Source organism: Lentzea nigeriaca (assembly GCF_016907955.1).
GTDB classification, from domain to species: Bacteria; Actinomycetota; Actinomycetes; order Mycobacteriales; family Pseudonocardiaceae; genus Lentzea; species Lentzea nigeriaca.
The window spans coordinates 22,031-38,962 of record NZ_JAFBCX010000028.1; the positions used below are offsets into that span (position 1 = coordinate 22,031).

The 16,932-nt window shown below is 70.1% G+C and carries 17 protein-coding genes; 11 read left to right on the forward strand and 6 right to left on the reverse strand.

Going from position 1 to position 16,932, the window contains the following annotated elements; all coding sequences use genetic code 11:
- Positions 1-4: 4 nt before the first annotated feature.
- The 3 genes from JOD27_RS42900 to JOD27_RS42910 are packed head-to-tail and all read right to left on the reverse strand — an operon-like array spanning position 5 to position 2,187.
- Positions 5-763 (reverse strand): CoA transferase subunit A, encoded by a 759-nt coding sequence (locus JOD27_RS42900; protein ID WP_204768141.1) that lies wholly within the window; start codon positions 761-763, stop codon positions 5-7.
- Positions 760-1,878 (reverse strand): acetyl-CoA C-acetyltransferase, encoded by a 1,119-nt coding sequence (locus tag JOD27_RS42905; RefSeq protein WP_204768142.1) that lies wholly within the window; start codon positions 1,876-1,878, stop codon positions 760-762. Before JOD27_RS42905 ends, JOD27_RS42900 begins: the two co-directional genes overlap by 4 nt.
- A gap of 21 nt (positions 1,879-1,899) precedes the next feature.
- On the reverse strand, positions 1,900-2,187 hold the full coding sequence (locus JOD27_RS42910) for a muconolactone Delta-isomerase (protein WP_204768143.1): 288 nt from the start codon (positions 2,185-2,187) through the stop codon (positions 1,900-1,902).
- 174 nt (positions 2,188-2,361) lie between these two features.
- Here JOD27_RS42910 and JOD27_RS42915 point away from each other — a divergent pair, with 174 nt between their 5' ends.
- Entirely contained in the window at positions 2,362-3,135 is a 774-nt protein-coding gene (locus JOD27_RS42915; protein ID WP_204768144.1) for an IclR family transcriptional regulator domain-containing protein, read from the forward strand.
- Here the strand turns inward: JOD27_RS42915 and JOD27_RS42920 are convergent.
- On the reverse strand, positions 3,122-3,628 hold the full coding sequence (locus JOD27_RS42920) for a DinB family protein (protein ID WP_204768145.1): 507 nt from the start codon (positions 3,626-3,628) through the stop codon (positions 3,122-3,124). The two genes, JOD27_RS42915 and JOD27_RS42920, sit on opposite strands and share 14 nt — an antisense overlap.
- A gap of 509 nt (positions 3,629-4,137) precedes the next feature.
- Between JOD27_RS42920 and JOD27_RS42925 the strand changes: the two genes are divergently transcribed.
- Together JOD27_RS42925 and JOD27_RS42930 are read left to right on the forward strand one after the other, a co-directional pair.
- Positions 4,138-5,001 carry an RNA polymerase sigma-70 factor gene (locus JOD27_RS42925; RefSeq protein ID WP_204768146.1) on the forward strand — a complete coding sequence of 288 codons (864 nt, stop codon included), beginning with the start codon at positions 4,138-4,140 and terminating at the stop codon, positions 4,999-5,001.
- A 79-nt stretch (positions 5,002-5,080) separates the two neighbouring features.
- Positions 5,081-5,827, forward strand: a complete 747-nt coding sequence (locus JOD27_RS42930) for an SDR family oxidoreductase (protein ID WP_204768147.1) — start codon at positions 5,081-5,083, stop codon at positions 5,825-5,827.
- Between the two features lie 45 nt (positions 5,828-5,872).
- Here JOD27_RS42930 and JOD27_RS42935 read toward each other — a convergent pair whose 3' ends face one another.
- A complete protein-coding gene (locus JOD27_RS42935; protein WP_204768148.1) occupies positions 5,873-6,790 on the reverse strand; it encodes a TauD/TfdA dioxygenase family protein in 918 nt (305 codons plus the stop codon).
- A 186-nt stretch (positions 6,791-6,976) separates the two neighbouring features.
- On the opposite strand from JOD27_RS42935, the gene JOD27_RS47345 reads away from it, so the two are divergent.
- The 8 genes from JOD27_RS47345 to JOD27_RS42970 are packed head-to-tail and all read left to right on the forward strand — an operon-like array spanning position 6,977 to position 14,134.
- Positions 6,977-7,060: a putative leader peptide gene (locus JOD27_RS47345; RefSeq protein WP_368856141.1), complete on the forward strand. Its 84-nt coding sequence runs from the start codon at positions 6,977-6,979 to the stop codon at positions 7,058-7,060.
- A 43-nt stretch (positions 7,061-7,103) separates the two neighbouring features.
- Positions 7,104-8,108, forward strand: coding sequence for an ABC transporter substrate-binding protein (locus JOD27_RS42940; RefSeq protein WP_204768149.1), 1,005 nt, complete (start codon positions 7,104-7,106; stop codon positions 8,106-8,108).
- Positions 8,105-8,908 carry an ABC transporter ATP-binding protein gene (locus tag JOD27_RS42945; RefSeq protein WP_204768150.1) on the forward strand — a complete coding sequence of 268 codons (804 nt, stop codon included), beginning with the start codon at positions 8,105-8,107 and terminating at the stop codon, positions 8,906-8,908. The genes JOD27_RS42940 and JOD27_RS42945 overlap by 4 nt, the downstream gene beginning before the upstream one ends.
- Complete coding sequence (locus JOD27_RS42950) at positions 8,905-9,747, forward strand: ABC transporter permease (protein WP_204768151.1); 843 nt, start codon at positions 8,905-8,907, stop codon at positions 9,745-9,747. Before JOD27_RS42945 ends, JOD27_RS42950 begins: the two co-directional genes overlap by 4 nt.
- Before the next feature lies 1 nt (position 9,748).
- Positions 9,749-11,305, forward strand: a complete 1,557-nt coding sequence (locus JOD27_RS42955; protein ID WP_204768152.1) for an FAD-dependent oxidoreductase — start codon at positions 9,749-9,751, stop codon at positions 11,303-11,305.
- Positions 11,302-11,655 carry a 4Fe-4S dicluster domain-containing protein gene (locus JOD27_RS42960; RefSeq protein ID WP_204768153.1) on the forward strand — a complete coding sequence of 118 codons (354 nt, stop codon included), beginning with the start codon at positions 11,302-11,304 and terminating at the stop codon, positions 11,653-11,655. The genes JOD27_RS42955 and JOD27_RS42960 overlap by 4 nt, the downstream gene beginning before the upstream one ends.
- Positions 11,652-12,809: an ROK family transcriptional regulator gene (locus tag JOD27_RS42965; RefSeq protein ID WP_204768154.1), complete on the forward strand. Its 1,158-nt coding sequence runs from the start codon at positions 11,652-11,654 to the stop codon at positions 12,807-12,809. Before JOD27_RS42960 ends, JOD27_RS42965 begins: the two co-directional genes overlap by 4 nt.
- 2 nt (positions 12,810-12,811) lie before the next feature.
- Entirely contained in the window at positions 12,812-14,134 is a 1,323-nt protein-coding gene (locus tag JOD27_RS42970) for an LLM class flavin-dependent oxidoreductase (RefSeq protein WP_307830651.1), read from the forward strand.
- Positions 14,135-14,221: 87 nt separating this feature from the next.
- On the opposite strand, the gene JOD27_RS42975 is transcribed toward JOD27_RS42970, so the two are convergent.
- Complete coding sequence (locus JOD27_RS42975; RefSeq protein WP_204768155.1) at positions 14,222-16,876, reverse strand: helix-turn-helix transcriptional regulator; 2,655 nt, start codon at positions 16,874-16,876, stop codon at positions 14,222-14,224.
- Between the last annotated feature and the right edge of the window lie 56 nt (positions 16,877-16,932).

Here is a 16,932-nt window from a genome sequence, read left to right on the forward strand (position 1 = left end):
CTCGTCACGACTCCACACGGCGCACCGTCCTGAACTCCACGCTCTTGTCGGCGACCTGCTCCTGCGACAGCTCCACGACCCGTTGCACGAAGATGCCCGGCAGGTGCACCTCGTCGGGGTCGACGGCGTCGACGAGCTCCTCGGCCTCGGCGATCGTGACCCGGCCGGCCATCGCGGCGAGCGGGTTGAAGTTGCGGGCCGACTTCTCGAACACGAGGTTGCCGAACCTGTCGGCGCGCGCTGCTCGCACGAGCGCGAAGTCGGTGCGGATGCTGTGCTCCAGCACGTAGGAACGACCGTCGAACTCGCGCACCTCCTTGGGCGGAGAGGCGATCGCGACGGTGCCGTCCGGGTGGTAGCGCCACGGCAGACCGCCGTCGGCGACGAGCGTGCCGACGCCGGCGGGCGTGTAGAAGGCGGGGATGCCGGTGCCGCCCGCGCGCAGCCGTTCGGCGAGCGTGCCCTGGGGGATCAGCTCGACCTCGATCTCGCCCGCAAGGTACTGGCGGGCGAACTCCTTGTTCTGGCCGATGTACGAGCCCGTGACGCGGGCGATCCGGCCCGCCGACAGCAGGACGGCGAGGCCCTGGTCCATCGCGCCGCAGTTGTTCGACACGATGCCCAGCGAGCCGACACCCTTGTCGTACAGGGCGTTGATGAGCACCTTCGGCACCCCGCACAACCCGAACCCACCCACGGCGACGGTTGCGCCATCGTCCACATCGGACAGCGCGTCCGCCGCGGACGCCACGACCTTGTTCATGACACCCTCTCGAAGACCGCCGCGAGCCCCTGCCCGCCGCCGATGCACATCGTTTCCAGGGCGTAGCGTCCGCCGCGGCGTTCCAGCTCGCGCAGCATCGTCGCGAGGATCCGCGCGCCGGTCGCACCGACCGGATGACCGAGCGCGATGCCGGACCCGTTGACGTTGAGCCGCTCGAAGTCGGAGAGGCCCCACTCGCGCGTCACGGCCAGCACCTGCGCGGCGAACGCCTCGTTCAGCTCGATCAGGTCCATGTCGTCGAGCTTCAGCCCGGCGATCCGCAACGCCCGTGCGGACGACGGCACCGGCCCGATCCCCATCCGCGACGGCTCGACCCCGGCCGAGGCCCACGACACGAGCCGCGCCAACGGACGCAGGCCGAGCTCGGCAGCACGAGAAGGGTGCGTGACGACGCAGATCGCGGCGCCGTCGTTCTGCCCGCTCGCGTTGCCCGCGGTGACCGTCGCGCCCTCGACGTCCATGACGGGCTTCAACGACGCCAGCTTCTCCAGCGTCGAACCGGGTCGCGGGTGCTCGTCCGCCACGAAGTCGCCGACAGGAACGAGCTCGTCCGCGAAACGATCCCGTGCGGCCACCGCGCGTTCGTGGCTGCGCAACGCCAGTTCGTCCTGCTCCGACCGGGAGATGTCGTACTCGCGCCGAAGGTTCTCGGCGGTCTCCAGCATTCCACCCGGTACCGGGAAGTTGACTCCACCCGCGGTGACCCTGCCGCGTGCCAAGGCTTCCACACCCGCGTTCGACATGCTCTCGACACCGCCCGCGAGCACGAGGTCCTGCACGCCGGTCTGCACGGCCATCGCCGCGTTGAGCACGGCCTGCAGGCCGGACCCGCAACGGCGATCCAGCTGCACACCCGGCACACCGACACCGAGACCGGCGTCGAGGGCCACGACGCGGCCGATCGCCGGTGCGTCCATGGTGGGGTAGCAGTGGCCGAGGACCAGATCGTCCACATCGGACGGATCGAGCCCGGTGCGGCGCATCAGCTCCTGAACGACGATCGCGCCGAGCTCCTGGGCGGTGCGGTCCTTGATCGCACCGTTGTAGCGGCCCACCGGTGTGCGGATGGGCTCGCAGATCACGGCGTCACGCATGAACTCTCCTCGTCGACTGGATCACGGTTGGGCCGCCAGATCGGAGGGGTGTTGCGCCAGCGGCGTCACCTCGACCCGCATGAACTCCCACAGCGGCAACGACGACAGGAAGGCATGCAGCTCGTCGTTGGACGGCACGTCGAAGATCCCGATGTCGCCGTACTGGCCGACGACTCGCCACAGACACGGCAACACACCCAGTTTCTGCAGCTCCACCGTGCGTTCCTGCTCGGCGGCGGTGAGTTCGGCGCGGCGGTTGTGGTCGAGGTCGTGAGGGAGCGAGACGTCCATGCGCACGTGGAAGAGCAACGGTTACCTCCTGGTGAAGGCCGCAACTGCGGCGTGGCCAGGAATACCCGTCGTCGCGGCGATCGAAGCGATGGCGACCAACTCCTCATGTACGCTCTGCGTACAACCTGTACGGGATGCGGTTACATGAGGGTGCCCCGAGTTCGTTGAACTGTCAACCGGGAGGATGGCGCGATGGCGGACGAGCGCGACTTCATCCAGAGCATCGAGCGCGGATTCGCGGTGCTGCTCGCGTTCGACGAGGAGCGGATCACACCGAACCTGGCCGAGCTGGCCGCGGCGACCGGGTTGTCACGCCCGGCGGTGCGGCGGATTCTCCTCACCCTGCAACGACTCGGCTACGTGAAGTCAACGGGCAGCAGGTGGTCGCTGACGCCTCGCGTGCTGAGCATCGGGCAGCACTACTCGGCGTCGAACGCGATGATCGAGATCGCGCAGCCGCACCTGCTGGAGCTGTCCGCGCACACCGGTGAGTCGGCGTCGCTGGCGGCGCTCGACGGACGCGACGCGGTGTACGTGGCACGCGTGCCGGTGCGGCGGATCATGAGCATCAACGTGTCGATCGGCACCCGGATCCCCGCGTTCGCGTCGTCGATGGGACGGGTGCTGCTCGCGTGGGCGCCGGACGCCGTGGTCGACGAGATCATCGCGGCCGGCCTGCCCGCGTTGACGAAGCACACCGTCACCGACGTCGAGGCGTTTCGCGCCGTGCTGCGGCAGGTCCGCTCGGACGGGTGGTCGATCGTCGCGGAGGAACTGGAGATCGGCCTGCTCTCGGTGTCCGCTCCCGTCCGCGACCGCACCGGCGATGTCGTGGCGGCCCTCGCGTCCTCCACGTCGGTCGGACGATCCTCCGTCGAGGAGATTCGGCGTGACGTGGTGCCAGTGCTGCTCGACGTCGCCGAACGGATCAGTGCCGACCTGGGGTACCGGGTCACACCCCCGTGACGCCGTCGATGCCCTCACGCAGGAAGTCCGCGTGGCCGTTGTGCCGCGCGTACTCGTGGCACAGGTGGTGCATGACCAGCCTCAACGACACGTGCTCCTCCCACCGCGGCTGGTAGCCCGTCACGTCCAGCGACTCGGCCTCGCGCTCGATCTTGCGCGCGTGCTCGACCTCGTTCTGCCAGGCCGCGAACGCCTCGCCGCGGCTCGACCGCGAGGCGTCGTAGGCGACCTGGTAGTCGTTCTCGTCCGACCACACCAGCGGGATGTCCTCGCCGTTGATGACCTTGCGGAACCAGGTGCGTTCGACCTCCGCCATGTGCCGGACCAGGCCGAGCAACGTCAGCGTGGACGGGGCCATCGAGCGGCGGCGCAGGTCGTCGTCGGACAGGCCTTCGCACTTCATCGCGAGGGTGGCGCGGTGGAAGTCGAGGAACGCGCGCAGGGTCTCGCGCTCGTCTCCCTGAAGCGGCGGGCTGATTCGTTCGGTGGTCATGCGGCCAGTCTTTCACCACGATGATCTAGTAGACCGTCGCCTCTAACCTTTGGTATGGGCGGGTCGTCCGCGTGTCGCGCGGCGTGTCGGCGATGTGATCGTGAGTTGGCGGTAGGTGGCGTGATCAGCAAACGTTTGCCTCGGCTCGCAACTACAACCAACTCAAGATCGCGGACCACACAACTAAGCCGCGACGGCCTACTAGTAGAGCGTCGCGGCTTGGTTGTGCTCCGTTGAGTCGGGCAGGGGGCTGGGCGGTCTGGTGCTCGTCACCGAAAGCCCGGATGGTCGCGCTCTCATGCACGTCGCTGCCGAGTTGGCGGTAGAGAAATGCTGACGCAAACGTTTTCTGATCAACCCCGACTGCTGCCAACCGTGCAGTTGGCAGAAGCTGCGACACGCTACTAGCGGACCTGGAGGAGGTGTTGGAATCGTCGGTGACGTGCGCGCCACACGAACCGCTTCGACGATCGGCGCTACGGTGGCGATCGGAGGAAGGGAGCGGTTCGATGACGCAGCTGGAGCAGGCTGAGTCGGTGTTCGCGGCGGCTCGGCCGAGGCTGTTCGGCATCGCCTACCGCATGACCGGCAGTGTTGCCGACGCCGAGGACCTGGTGCAGGAGGTCTGGGTGCGCTGGCAGCTCGCGGACCGCACGGCGGTGGTCAACCCCGAGGCCTACCTGGCGACGGCGATCACCCGGCTTGCGATCAACGAGTCGCAGACGGCGCGTGCCCGCAGGGAAACCTACGTCGGGCCGTGGCTGCCAGAGCCGGTCGACACGGCCGCCGACCCGCAGCTCGGTGCCGAACAGGGCGCAGTGCTGGAGCTCGCGGTGTTGCTGCTGCTGGAGAAGCTCACACCGACCGAGCGGGCCGCGTACGTGCTGCGCGAGGCGTTCGACTACCCGTACCGGGAGATCGCCGAGATCGTGCAGACCAGCGAGGTGGCGGCACGGCAGCTGGTCAGCAGGGCGCGCAAACACCTCGCCGACGAGCGCAGGGCGCCCGTCGAACGCGCAGAGCAGCGCAAGCTCCTCGAAGCGTTCGTGGCGGCCGCGCAGGCCGGTGACCTGGCCGGACTGGAGAAGCTCTTCGCCGAGGACGTCGTGAGCTACTCCGACAGCAACGGCACGGTGCGTGCGGCCGGGCGGCCGCTGTTCGGCGCCGCGACCCTCGCGAGGATCTTCGCGGGGTGGGCGCCGAAGTTCTGGGAAGGCGCGGACGTCAGCTACGTCGACGCGAACGGCCTGAGCGCGGTCCGGTTGCGCAAGAACGGCACCACCTATGCGGTGATCACCGTGACGGCCTCCGCGGAGGGGATCGACCAGGTGATGTGGCTGGTCAACCAGGAAAAGCTGAACGCCTTCCAGTAGGTCTGTCACAACGGCGGGGGCTGTCCTGTCCTAGCTCGTGAACACCCGCACGGGGCGGGCTCACGAGAGGGACGGACCCATGAGGATCGTTGTCATCGGCGGCACCGGGTTGATCGGCAGCCAGGTAGTGAAGCGGCTCGCTGAGCACGGCCACGACGCCGTGCCCGCGTCCCCGAACAGCGGTGTGAACACGGTGACCGGCGAGGGCGTCAAGGAGGTTCTGCAAGGCGCCGACGTGCTCGTCGACGTGTCGAACTCGCCGTCGTTCGCCGACGACGACGTCATGAACTTCTTCACCGCCGCCACCACCAACCTGACGCAGGCCGCCGAGGCCGCGGGCGTCGGCCACTACGTCGCGCTGTCGATCGTCGGCGCCGACGAGCTGCCCGACTCCGGCTACCTGCGGGCGAAGGTGGCCCAGGAAAACCTGATCACCTCGTCCGGCCTGCCGTACTCGATCATCCGCGCGACCCAGTTCTTCGAGTTCGCCGGTGCGATCGCCGACTCGGCGACCGTCGACGGCGTCGTGCGCCTGCCCCACGGCGGCGTGCAGCCGATCGCGGCCTCCGAGGTCGCGGCGGTGGTTGCCAGGACCGCGGCGACCGGTCCGATCAACGGCGTGCAGGAGATCGGCGGGCCGGAGGAGTTCACGCTGGACGGCTGGATCCGCACCGTGCTCCAGGCGCGCGACGACTCGCGCGAGGTCGTCAGCGACCCGCAGGCCCAGTACTTCGGCACGTTGCTGACCGGCAAGCAGCTCGTGCCGAACGCGGGCGCGCAGCTGCAGGCGACCAGCCTGGAGCAGTGGCTGGCCGCGGGCAACTGAGCGTCCACAGTGGACGGGCGGACAGCCCGTCCACTGCAACGGCCGTCACAGTGCGGAGAAGTGGGCCGCGTCCCCGGTGACCGGTGTGCTGGCCACGCCGTCGACGCTGACCGGGACGTCACCCGCGATGGTGACCCGGTGCAGCCGGCGGCGCTGGTCGTCGTAGTCCGCGACACCGTAGTGCTGGGTGGCGCGGTTGTCCCAGATCGCGATGTCGCCGTCGGACCATTGCCAGCGCACCGTGTTCTCCAGCCGGGTCACCCGCTGCTGCAGCAGCGCGAAGATCGCCTGCGACTCCGTCGGCGTCACGCCCACGATCCGCTTCACGAAGTGGCCCAGCAACAACGCGCGTTCGCCGGTCTCCGGGTGGACGCGCACCAGCGGGTGCTCGGTCTCGAACACGTGCGAGCGGAACTCGTCGCGGTACGACTGCTCCTTGACGTCGATGCCGCCGATGCGGGTCGAGTCCACGTGTCCCGCGTAGTCGTAGAGGTTGGTGTGCACAGCCCACAACCGGTCCACCAGCGCCCGCAACGCTTCCGGCAGATCCGCGTACGCCTGCACGGTGTTGGCCCACACCGTGCTGCCACCGTACGGGGGCAGTTCGATCGCACGCAGGATGCTGATCGCGGGCACCCTGTCGACGAACGTCACGTCGGTGTGCCAGCTGTTGGCCTTGCCGTACTCGGAGTCGATGGCGAGGACCTGAGCGTGCTCCTGGCCCTTGACGGTCGGGTGGGCGAGCGTCGGCTGGCCGAGCAGGCGGGCGAACGCGAGCTGCCCCGCGTCGTCGAGGTGCTGCTGGCCCGAGAAGAACACGACCTTGTGCGCCAGCAACGCGGCCCTGATCTCGGCCACGGTGTCCTCCGGCAGGTCGCCGGAGAGCTGGACGCCGTCGATGCGCGCACCGATGTGCGCTCCCAGTCGGTGGACGGTGATCGTTCTGGTGAGTTGCGCTGTCATGCCTCAACCATTCCGTTGCCCGTCGGCCGGATCTAGTTTGCACGCTGGGAAAATAAGTTCGTCCCACGAAGCGGACGACTTTCTTGCGGCGGGAAAATTAGGTCACGCTGTCCAGCGCGGCTTCACCATGTGAGACGTCTGATCACGTCGTTGACCCTGCTCCGGGCGGATGTGACGCTCTGCGCCGTGAGCCAAGCCGCCTTCCTCACCTCGCGCCGGCACGTCGATCTCCGACGGCACGCCAGCGCTTTCTGTCGCGCCGGTCGCTGAACCCCAAACCGTCAATTCCCCCCGTTCAGCAAAGGAATCGGCCGTGACCACCACACGACGGAACTTCCTCGGACTCACCCTGCTCGGCCTCACCACGGCGACCGTCGGCTGCTCGACCGCCGCCGGGGCCGGCCAGGAGACCAAGACCCTGCGCTACCAGGGCTGGGCGGGCGACGTCACCCTGCCCGAGCTCGCCGCCGACCTCGGCTACCTGGGCGACGTCAAGCTCGAGTGGGTCGGCAACACCACGAGCGGCCCGCAGGACATCCAGTCCGCGGCCACCGGCCAGGTCGACTTCGGCGGTGCCTTCAACGGCGCGGTCGTGAAGCTCAAGGCCGCCGGAGCACCGATCAGGTCCGTGATCGGCTACTACGGGTCCGACGCCCAGGCCTACAGCGGTTTCTACGTGCTCGAGGACAGTCCTATCAGGACGGCACGGGACCTCATCGGCAAGAAGGTCGGCATGAACACGCTCGGCGCCCACCACGAGGCGATGCTCGGAATCTACCTCAAGCGCAACGGGCTGAGCCAGGACGAGGCCAAGAAGGTCGAGGCGACGGTCGTGCCGCCGGTCAACACCGAACAGGCGGTGCGGCAGAAGCAGATCGACGTCGGCGTGCTCGGCGGAATCCTGCGGGACAAGGCGCTGGAGAAGGGCGGGGTGCGCAAGCTGTTCTCCGACTTCGACCTCCTCGGCGCGTTCACCGCCGGCACCTATGTGTTCACCGAGAAGTTCCTGAGGGACAACCCGAACACCGTGCGCACCTTCGTGTCGGGCGTCGCCAAGGCGATCGAATGGGGCCGCACCACGCCGTCGGAGCAGGTCGTCGCGCGCAAAGTCGAGATCCTCGCCAAGCGCGGCCGCAACGAGGACCCCGGCGCGCTCAAGTACTGGAAGTCCACCGGTGTCGCGGAGAAGGGCGGCAAGATTCTCGACCGGGAGCTGCAGGTCTGGGTCGACTGGCTCACCGAACGCGGTGAGATCAAGGCCGGTCAGGTGAAGCTTTCCGACCTCTACACCAACGAGTACAACGAGCTCGCGAAATGAGCCCGCACATCAGCTTCCGCGGCGTCACGAAGCGGTTTCCGGTCAAGGGCACCGAGTTCACCGCCGTCGACGGCATCGACCTCGACGTCGCCCGCGGCGAGTTCCTGGTGCTCGTCGGCCCGAGCGGGTGTGGCAAGTCGACGTTGCTGGACCTGCTGGGCGGCCTCACATCGGCCTCCGAGGGCGAGATCCTGCTCGACGATGTCCCGATCACCGGACCGGGGCTGGACCGCGGGATCGTGTTCCAGCAGTACGCGCTGCTGCCGTGGCGGACCGCGCAGGGCAACGTCGAGTTCGGCCTGGAGGCCACGGGTGTGCCGCGCCGGCAACGGGCGGAGCGCGCCAGGGAGTTCCTGAACCTGGTGGGCCTCACCGGGTTCGAGGACCGGCATCCGCACCAGCTCTCCGGCGGTATGCGGCAGCGGGTCGCGATCGCCCGCAGCCTCGCCTACGACCCGGCCGTGCTGCTGATGGACGAGCCGTTCGCCGCGCTCGACGCGCAGACCAGGGAATCGTTGCAGGACGAACTGGTGCGCATCTGGCAGCGCACCGGCAAGACGATCGTGTTCATCACGCACGCCATCGACGAGGCCGTGCTGCTCGGGCAGCGCGTGGCCGTGCTGACATCGCGGCCAGGCCGGGTGAAGGAGGTCGTGCCGATCGACCTCGGCGACCGGCGCGGCACCGGCGACCCGCGGTCGAGCCCCGAGTTCGCCCGCTACCGGCACCGCATCTGGGATCTGCTGCACGACGAGGTCACCCGCGCACAGCAACTCGAGAAGGAGGTGGTGGGGCGATGACCGCACTGCTGGAAGCCCGTCCCGCGACCAGGACCACACCGGTCGCCATCCGTCCACAACGGACTCGCCGGGCGCTGGACGCGCTGCTGACCGGCGTCGGCAAGAGCGTCGCGATCGTGGCACTGCTGGTGGTGTGGGAGGCCGCACCCCGGCTCGGCCTGGTCGACGCCACGTTCCTCCCGTCGTTCTCCACCGTGCTGGGCGCGTGGTGGGACCTCCTGGTGAGCGGCCAGCTGCTGGAGAACACGCAGGCGAGCCTCGCGCGGTCGCTGGCGGGCTTCGGCCTCGCGGTGGCGGGCGCGGTGCCGCTCGGGTTGCTGATCGGCTGGTACAAGCCGGTGGCCACGGTGCTCGGCCCGCTGCTGGAAGTGTTCCGCAACACCGCCGCGCTCGCGTTGCTGCCGGTCTTCGTGCTGCTGCTCGGCATCGGCGAGACGTCGAAGATCGCGATCGTCTTCTACGCCTGCACCTGGCCCATCCTGCTGAACACGATCAGCGCGGTCGGCGGCGTCGACCCGACGTTGCTGCGCCTCGCGAAGTCCATGAACCTGGGCGGCTTCCGGCTGTTCCAGAAGGTGATCCTGCCGGCGGCGGTGCCCACCGTGTTCACCGGCATCCGGCTGGCGGGCGCGGTGTCGATCCTGGTGCTGGTGGCCGCCGAGATGATCGGTGCCAAGGCCGGGCTCGGCTACCTGATCAACGCCTCGCAGTACAACTTCGCCATCCCGCAGATGTACGCGGGCATCATCACGATCTCCGCCATCGGCGTGCTGTTCAACCAAGTGCTGGTCAGCGTGGAACGCCGCTTCACGTCGTGGCGCGTTCCGGTGGGAGCCTGAGATGACACTGGAACTCACCACGGACGTGCTGGTGGTCGGCGGAGGACCGGCCGCGACCTGGGCCGCGTTGAAGGCGGCCGAGGAAGGTGCCTCGGTCGTGCTGGCCGACAAGGGTTACTGCGGAACGAGCGGTGCGACGGCCTCGGTCGGCACCGGCGTCTGGTACGTGCCGCCGGAGCCCGATGCCCGCGAGGCCGCGATGGCGAGCAGGGAGGCGCTCGGCGGTTACCTCGCCGACCGGCGCTGGATGGCCAGGGTGCTCGACGAGACCTACGAGCGGATCAACGAGCTGGCCGACGCGAAGTACCCGTTTCCCGCCGGGCCGGACGGCACGTCGCTGCGCACCGGCCTGCAGGGGCCGGAATACATGCGGCGCCAACGGATCCGCGTGCGCCGGGCCGGTGTCACGATCCTCGACCACAGCCCGGTCACCGAGCTGCTGACGTCGTTCGACGGCGCGGTGGCCGGGGCCGCGGGGCACCAGCGGCAGGCGGACCGGCCGTTCCGGGTTCGCGCGGGCGCGGTGGTGCTCGCGACCGGTGGGTGCGCGTTCCTGAGCAAGGCTTTCGGCTGCAACGTGAACACCGGCGACGGTGCGTTGTTCGCGGCCGAGGCGGGCGCCGAACTGTCCGGAATGGAGTTCTCCAACTCCTACGGCATCGCGCCGGAGCACACGTCGGTGACCAAGACGGCGTTCTACAACTACGCGACCTTCTACCGCGCCGACGGCTCGGTGCTGGAGGGAGCGGGCAGCCAGCGCGGCCGGTCGGTGATCGCACGAACCCTGTTGTCCGAGAAGGTGTTCTGCAAGATCGACCTCGCCGACGAGGCAGCCCAGAAGGCGATGCGCCTGGCGCAGCCCAACTTCTTCCTGACGTTCGACCGGCTGGGCGTCAACCCGTTCACCGACCCGTTCGCGGTCACGCTGCTCGCCGAGGGCACGGTCCGCGGCACCGGTGGCATCCGGATCGTCGACGACGGCTGCGCCACCACCGTGCCCGGCCTGTACGCGGCCGGTGACGCGGCGACCAGGGAGCTGATCTGCGGCGGGTTCACCGGCGGTGGCAGCCACAACGCGGCCTGGGCGATCTCGTCCGGTTCGTGGTCTGGTCGTGCCGCTGCCCGGTTCGCCCGCTCGATCGGCCGCGGGACCCGGCGTGTACAGGCCGTGGGCGGCGCCGGGCTGCGGCCGGCGGGGAAGGTGGCGGACGTCGACGTCGCCGAGGTCGTGCGCACGGTACAGGCCGAAGTGCTGCCGTACGACAAGAACTACCTGCGGCACGGCGATGTGCTGCGCGACGCGCTGGGCGTGCTGGACGGTGTCTGGGAGTCGTTGCGGTCGCTGGAGTCGGTGGGCACCGCGTCGGTGACGGCACGGCAGGCGGCCGCGATGGTCGCTCATGCCCGATGGATGTACACGTCGGCCTTGGTGCGCAACGAAAGCCGGGGCATGGCCAAGCGGCTGGACCATCCCGAGCTGGATCCGTTGCAGCATCACAGGATCACGAGTGGCGGCCTGGACCGGGTCTGGGCACGGCCGGAGGTGGTGGCGGCGTGATCGAACTGATCTCCACCCAGCAGTGCATCGCCTGCGACAAGTGCATCCTGGTGTGCCCGACCAACGTCTTCGACCGCGGCGCCGACGGTCTGCCGGTGATCAGCAGGCAGTCCGACTGCCAGACGTGCTTCCAGTGCGAGGCGAACTGCCCGGCCGACGCGCTGTTCGTCGCCCCGCACACGCATCCGTTGCCGGAGGCGTCGTTCGCGCACGACGAGGAACACCTGCGCCGCACCGGACTGCTGGGCAGCTATCGCAGGGACATCGGCTGGGGCAAGGGCCGCACGCCGGGAGCAGCGCTCGCGGTCGGGCCCGCGCTGTCCCCGTCCGGCCCTCCGCTGATCTCATGACCACCCCGGCCGGAACCGCGCTGCGGGCCCTGCTGCGGCACGGTCCGATCGCCCGCAGCACGATCGCCCGCGAAACGGGACTGAGCCCCGCCGCCGTGACCCGCACCTGCTCGGCGCTCGCCGAGGCAGGGCTGCTGGTCGAGGCCGCGCACCCCGTGCCGTACCAGGGGATCGGGCGGCCGCACGTGCCGGTGGACATCGCCGCCGGACGGCACGTCGTGGCGGGGCTGCACGTCGCGCACGAGTACTGCACGCTGGCGTTGCTCGACCTGCGCGGCCGGATGCTGACGCGGGAGGTGATCACGCACCGCGACCCGTCCGACCCGCTCGACGTCCTGACCACGGCCGCCGACCGGTTGCTGCGACTGCACGAGGAGCAGCTGCCCGGCCTCGTGCCGATCGGCCTCGGCGTGGCGGTGGGCGGCTGGGTGGACACCGAGCAGGGCGTGCTGGTCCAGCACGCCTCGCTCGGCTGGCGCGACGTGCGGTTGCGGGAGCTGCTGACCGCGCGCACCGGGCTGCCCGTGCTCGTGGACAGCCACGCCCGTGCGCTCGCCCAGGCCGAGCAGCTCTTCGGCCGGGCGGGGAACCGGGAGTCGATGCTGCACCTGTTCGTCGGCAACGTGGTCGACGCGGCCATCGTCACCGGCGGCACGCCGCACCGCGGCGCGCGGTCGGCCGCGGGCGATGTGGCGCATCTGGCGCTGGGCGATCCCGCGGTCGACTGCCCGTGCGGCCGTTCCGGCTGCCTGCAGGCCACCGTGGCCGACCAGGCCTGGGCACGGCGGGCCTGGCAGGCCGGGGTGGTGGCGCGACCGTCCATGATGGACCTCGCCCACCTCGCCAAGGCCGGTGACCCGGCCGCCGTCGCGGTGCTGGTGGAACGTGCCGGGATCGTCGGGCGGGCCGCCGCCGTGCTGTTCGACTTCATCAACCCCGACGTGCTCGTCGTGACCGAGATCGGCACGAACTGGCTGCCCGAGTGCGTCGACGCGCTGCGCGCCGAGGTGGCGGCGGCGTCAGGTCTCTGCACGTCGCCCGAGCTCGTGCTGCCGAGCAGTTTCGGCGAGGACGTGCTCGGGGTGGCAGCCGGTGCCGTCCAGCTCGGCGCCCTGTACGCCGATCCTCTGCAATTCTCGTTGGCAGGAGTCTGAAAGTGACCGAACGTCAGCTGCACCTGAACGCGTTCCTGATGGGCGTCGGCCACCACGAGGCGGCCTGGCGGCATCCGCGCACCGACCCGAAGGCGCTCGACGACGTCGCGCACTTCCAGAACCTCGCCCAGATCGCCGAACGCGGCACGTTCGACTCGGTGTTCCTCGCCGACGGCGTCCAGATCTGGGGCGACGTCCGGCACACCGCGGCCGGCCGGTTCGAACCGCTCACCCTGCTGACGGCGCTCTCGCAGGTGACCGACCACATCGGACTGATCGCGACCGCGTCCACCGGCTTCAGCGAGCCGTACAACCTGGCGCGGCTGTTCTCGTCGCTCGACCACATCAGCGGCGGCAGGGCGGGGTGGAACATCGTCACCACCGCGCAGGACCGGTCGGCGCAGAACTTCAACCGCGACAAGAACACCGAGCACGGTGAGCGTTATCAACGCGCGGACGAGTTCCTCGACGTCGTCACCGCGCTGTGGGACTCGTGGGAGGACGACGCGCTGGTCGTCGACCAGGACTCCGGCGTTTTCGCCGACGAGACGAAGGTCCACGAGATCGGGCACAGGGGCCGGTTCTTCTCCGTGCGTGGCCCGTTGAACGCCGTGCGCAGCCCGCAGGGACATCCGCTGCTGGTGCAGGCGGGGTCGAGCGAGGACGGCAAGGCGTTCGCGGCACGGTGGGCGGAGGCGGTCTTCACCGCTCAGCAGACGCACGAGGAAGCCGTGGCGTTCTACGGCGACCTCAAGCGCCGCGTCGTCGCGTCCGGTCGTTCCGCCGACGAGCTGAAGGTGCTCCCCGGCATCGTGCCGGTGCTCGGCGGCACCGAGCGGGAGGCCGCGGCGCTCGCGGACGAACTCACGTCGCTGATCATCCCGGAGCGGGCGGTACGCCAGCTCACCGACATGATCGGCGTGGACCTCACCGGCCACCCGCTCGACGCGCCGCTGCCGGAACTGCCGCCGGTGACGGACATCAACGGCGCGAAGAGCCGGTTCGAGCTGGTGCGCGACCTGGCGGTGCGGGAGCGGCTGACGCTGCGCCAGCTGCTCGGCAGGCTGGGCGGCGGGCGCGGGCACCAGGTCGTGGCCGGTACGCCCGAGCAGATCGCCGACCACATCGAGCTGTGGTTCCGCACGGGTGCGGCGGACGGCTTCAACGTCATGGCGCCGCTGCTGCCGTCCGGGCTGGAGGAGTTCGTCGACCAGGTGGTGCCGTTGCTGCGGGCGCGGAAGCTGTTCCGCACCGAGTACACCGGACGGACGCTGCGTGACCACTACGGGCTGGCGCGGCCGGCGAGCCGGTACGCCGCCGGCTGAAATCCGCTCCTCCGGGTGAGAGCGATCATCTGGTCGCTGCGGTGACGGCGACCGTCGTCAACGACGCGGGTGTGGTGAGCTGACTGCTCAGAACGTGGCGTCGCGGAGCTGCCTCCGCGACGTCACGCCGAGCTTGCCGAACACCTTGCGCAGGTGCCATTCCACGGTCCGAGGACTGATGAACAGGCGAGTGCCGATCTCCGGGTTCGAGAAGCCCTCACGGGCCAGCCGCGCGATCTGGTACTCCTGCGCGGTCAGCTCGTCGGTGGGCTCGGCAGTGCGCTTGCGGGCCGTTTCGCCCGTCGCCTGCAGTTCTCGCCACGCGCGCTCGGCGAACGTCGTCATACCACACGACGTCAGCATCTCGTGAGCCGTCCGAAGATGCTCGCGCGCTTCGACGCGTTGACCCTCGCGGCGCAACCACTCGCCGTAGAGCAGGTGGGCGCGGGCCAGTTCGCTCTTCAAACCCGTACGGGCGAAGCAGTCGATCGACTCCCGGAAGCCGTCAGGAGAGCCGTTCAACGCGCGCAGCCGAGCCTTGAGGCCCAACGACCAGTCGGTGTCGACCCAAGCCGATGACCGTTCCAACGCCTCGGAAACCAGCCCTGCGTCACCGGTGCGGGAGGCCGCCTCGGCCAGCTCGGCGGTGGCCAGGCCGCCGTAGACGAGGGCGTCGGAGTCGACCACGCGCACCGCGGCCTCGCGGGCGAGGTCGTGGCGGTCCAGTCCGTTGTGGAGGATCGCGAGCGTCCAGTCCGCGATGACCGCCAGGCGCCCCTGACCGTCCGCACGTGCTTGCGCGCCAACGGTTGTGGCCAGGTCCTCGCCGCGGTAGGCGGCCTGCAGCAACATCGCGTAGGCGACCGGGGGCGTGCCGGTGACCTCGGAGATCCGCTGGTCCTCCTCGATCAACGCCTGCGCGGCGGCCGGTTCGCCCGCCAGGAGTTCGTTGTCCGCCAGGAAGTTCACCGCGAACTGCAGCTGGACGAGGGCACCGGCGTCACGGGCCAGGCGGACCTGCTGCTGGGCGAATACGTGGCGCGTCTCGAAGTCCCACATCTCGGTGGCGACGATGCCGCCCGCGCGGTAGCCGAAGAGCCACGGCAGGCGGCTGATGTCCTCGGCGCCGACCTTGAGCGCACGCACCTCGTCCAGCGCGCGGGTCATGTGCGGCACGGACGCCGCGTAGCCCGCCGTGACGCGGGTGCTGAGCGCTTCCAGGACCAGATCGATCGCGCACGGCGGGGTGCGCGGCGGGGGAGCGGTGCGGGAGGCGTCGGCCGGTGCGGAACCGGCCCAGATCGCCGCCGACAGCGCCTCCAGGTGCGTCTCGCGGGCGAGGTCGGCGTCGAACGGGGTGAGCCGGCGGGCCGCGCTGAACAGCAGCGAGGCGGCCTCGGCGACGCGGCGCCGGTCGAACGCGACGTGCCCGCGCAGGTGTTCGATCTCGGCGCTGCGGCGCTCGTCCGGCGGACCGGCTTCCACGGCCGACAGCAACCGCAACGCCGCATCCAGCGCGCCCGCGTCGCGTTTGGCGCGTGCGGCGGCGAGTTCCCGGGAAGCGCGGAGGCCGGGTTCCGGCGTGAGCACCGCCGCCTGTTCGAGGAACGCGGCGGCGGCGAGCAGTCCGCCGCGGGCCTGGGCGCGTGACGCGGTGTTCTCCAGGTCGGCGGCGACCTCCTCGTCCGGCGAGGTGGTGGCCTGGGCCCGGTGCCACGCCCGGCGGTCGGGGTCGATCGCGGGATCGGTCACGTCGGCCAGCGCCCGGTGCACGCGTTGACGGTCCACAGTGGACGCCGACCGGTACACGGCCGAGCGCACCAGCGGGTGCCGGAACTGGACCCGCGCCCCGAACTCGATCAGCCCGGTGCCGAGCGCCGCCGCCGCCGGGTCCGCGCCCAGCCCGAGCAGCCCGGCCGCGCGCCACAGCAGCGTCGCGTCACCGAGCGGTTCGGCGGCCGCGGTGAGCATGAGCAGGCGGGTGTCGGCGGGCAGCGGTTCGACCTGGCGGACGAAGCTCTGCTCGATCCTGCTGGTCAGCGGCCCGGCGTGGAGCCCGTCGGCCACCTCGCGCGGCAGTTCCAGCAGCGCGAGCGGGTTGCCGCGGGCCTCGGCGACGATCCGGTCGCGCACCCGGCCGTCCACCGGCCCCTTGATCACCGAGTCCAGCAACGCGCGGGCGTCCGCGTCGTCCAGGCCCCGCACGAGAAGCTCGGGCAGCCCGTCGAGGTAGTCGTTGTCCTCGCGCAGCCCGAAGACCAGCACGATCCGTTCCGCGAGCAGCCTGCGCGCGACGAACCCGAGCACCGCCGACGACATCGAGTCGAGCCACTGCGCGTCGTCGACCAGGCACACCAGCGGCTGCTCGTCGGCAACCTCGGCGAGCAGCGTCAGCACCGCCAGACCGACCATGAACCGCGTCGGCCGGGGCCCGGACGCCATCCCGAACGCCGTGCCGAGCGCCTCGCGCTGGGGTGCGGGCAGCCGGTCGACCCGGTCGAGGAACGGCACGCACAGCTGGTGCAGCCCCGCGTACGGGAACGCGCTCTCCGCCTCGACACCCGCGGCCCTGGTCACGCGGAACCCCGTGGCCCGCGCCGACACGTGGTCGAGCAGGGCGGTCTTGCCGATCCCCGCCTCGCCCCGCAGCACCAGGACCTGGCCCGCACCCGACCTGGCCAGTGTCAACAGGCGGTCCAGGTGTTCGCCCTCGGTGCGTCTGCCCAGGAGATCGTCCGACACGGGCCCGAGCCTACGGGCCAGGGCGTCACCAGGGTGTTCCACGGGTTCGAAGGGGT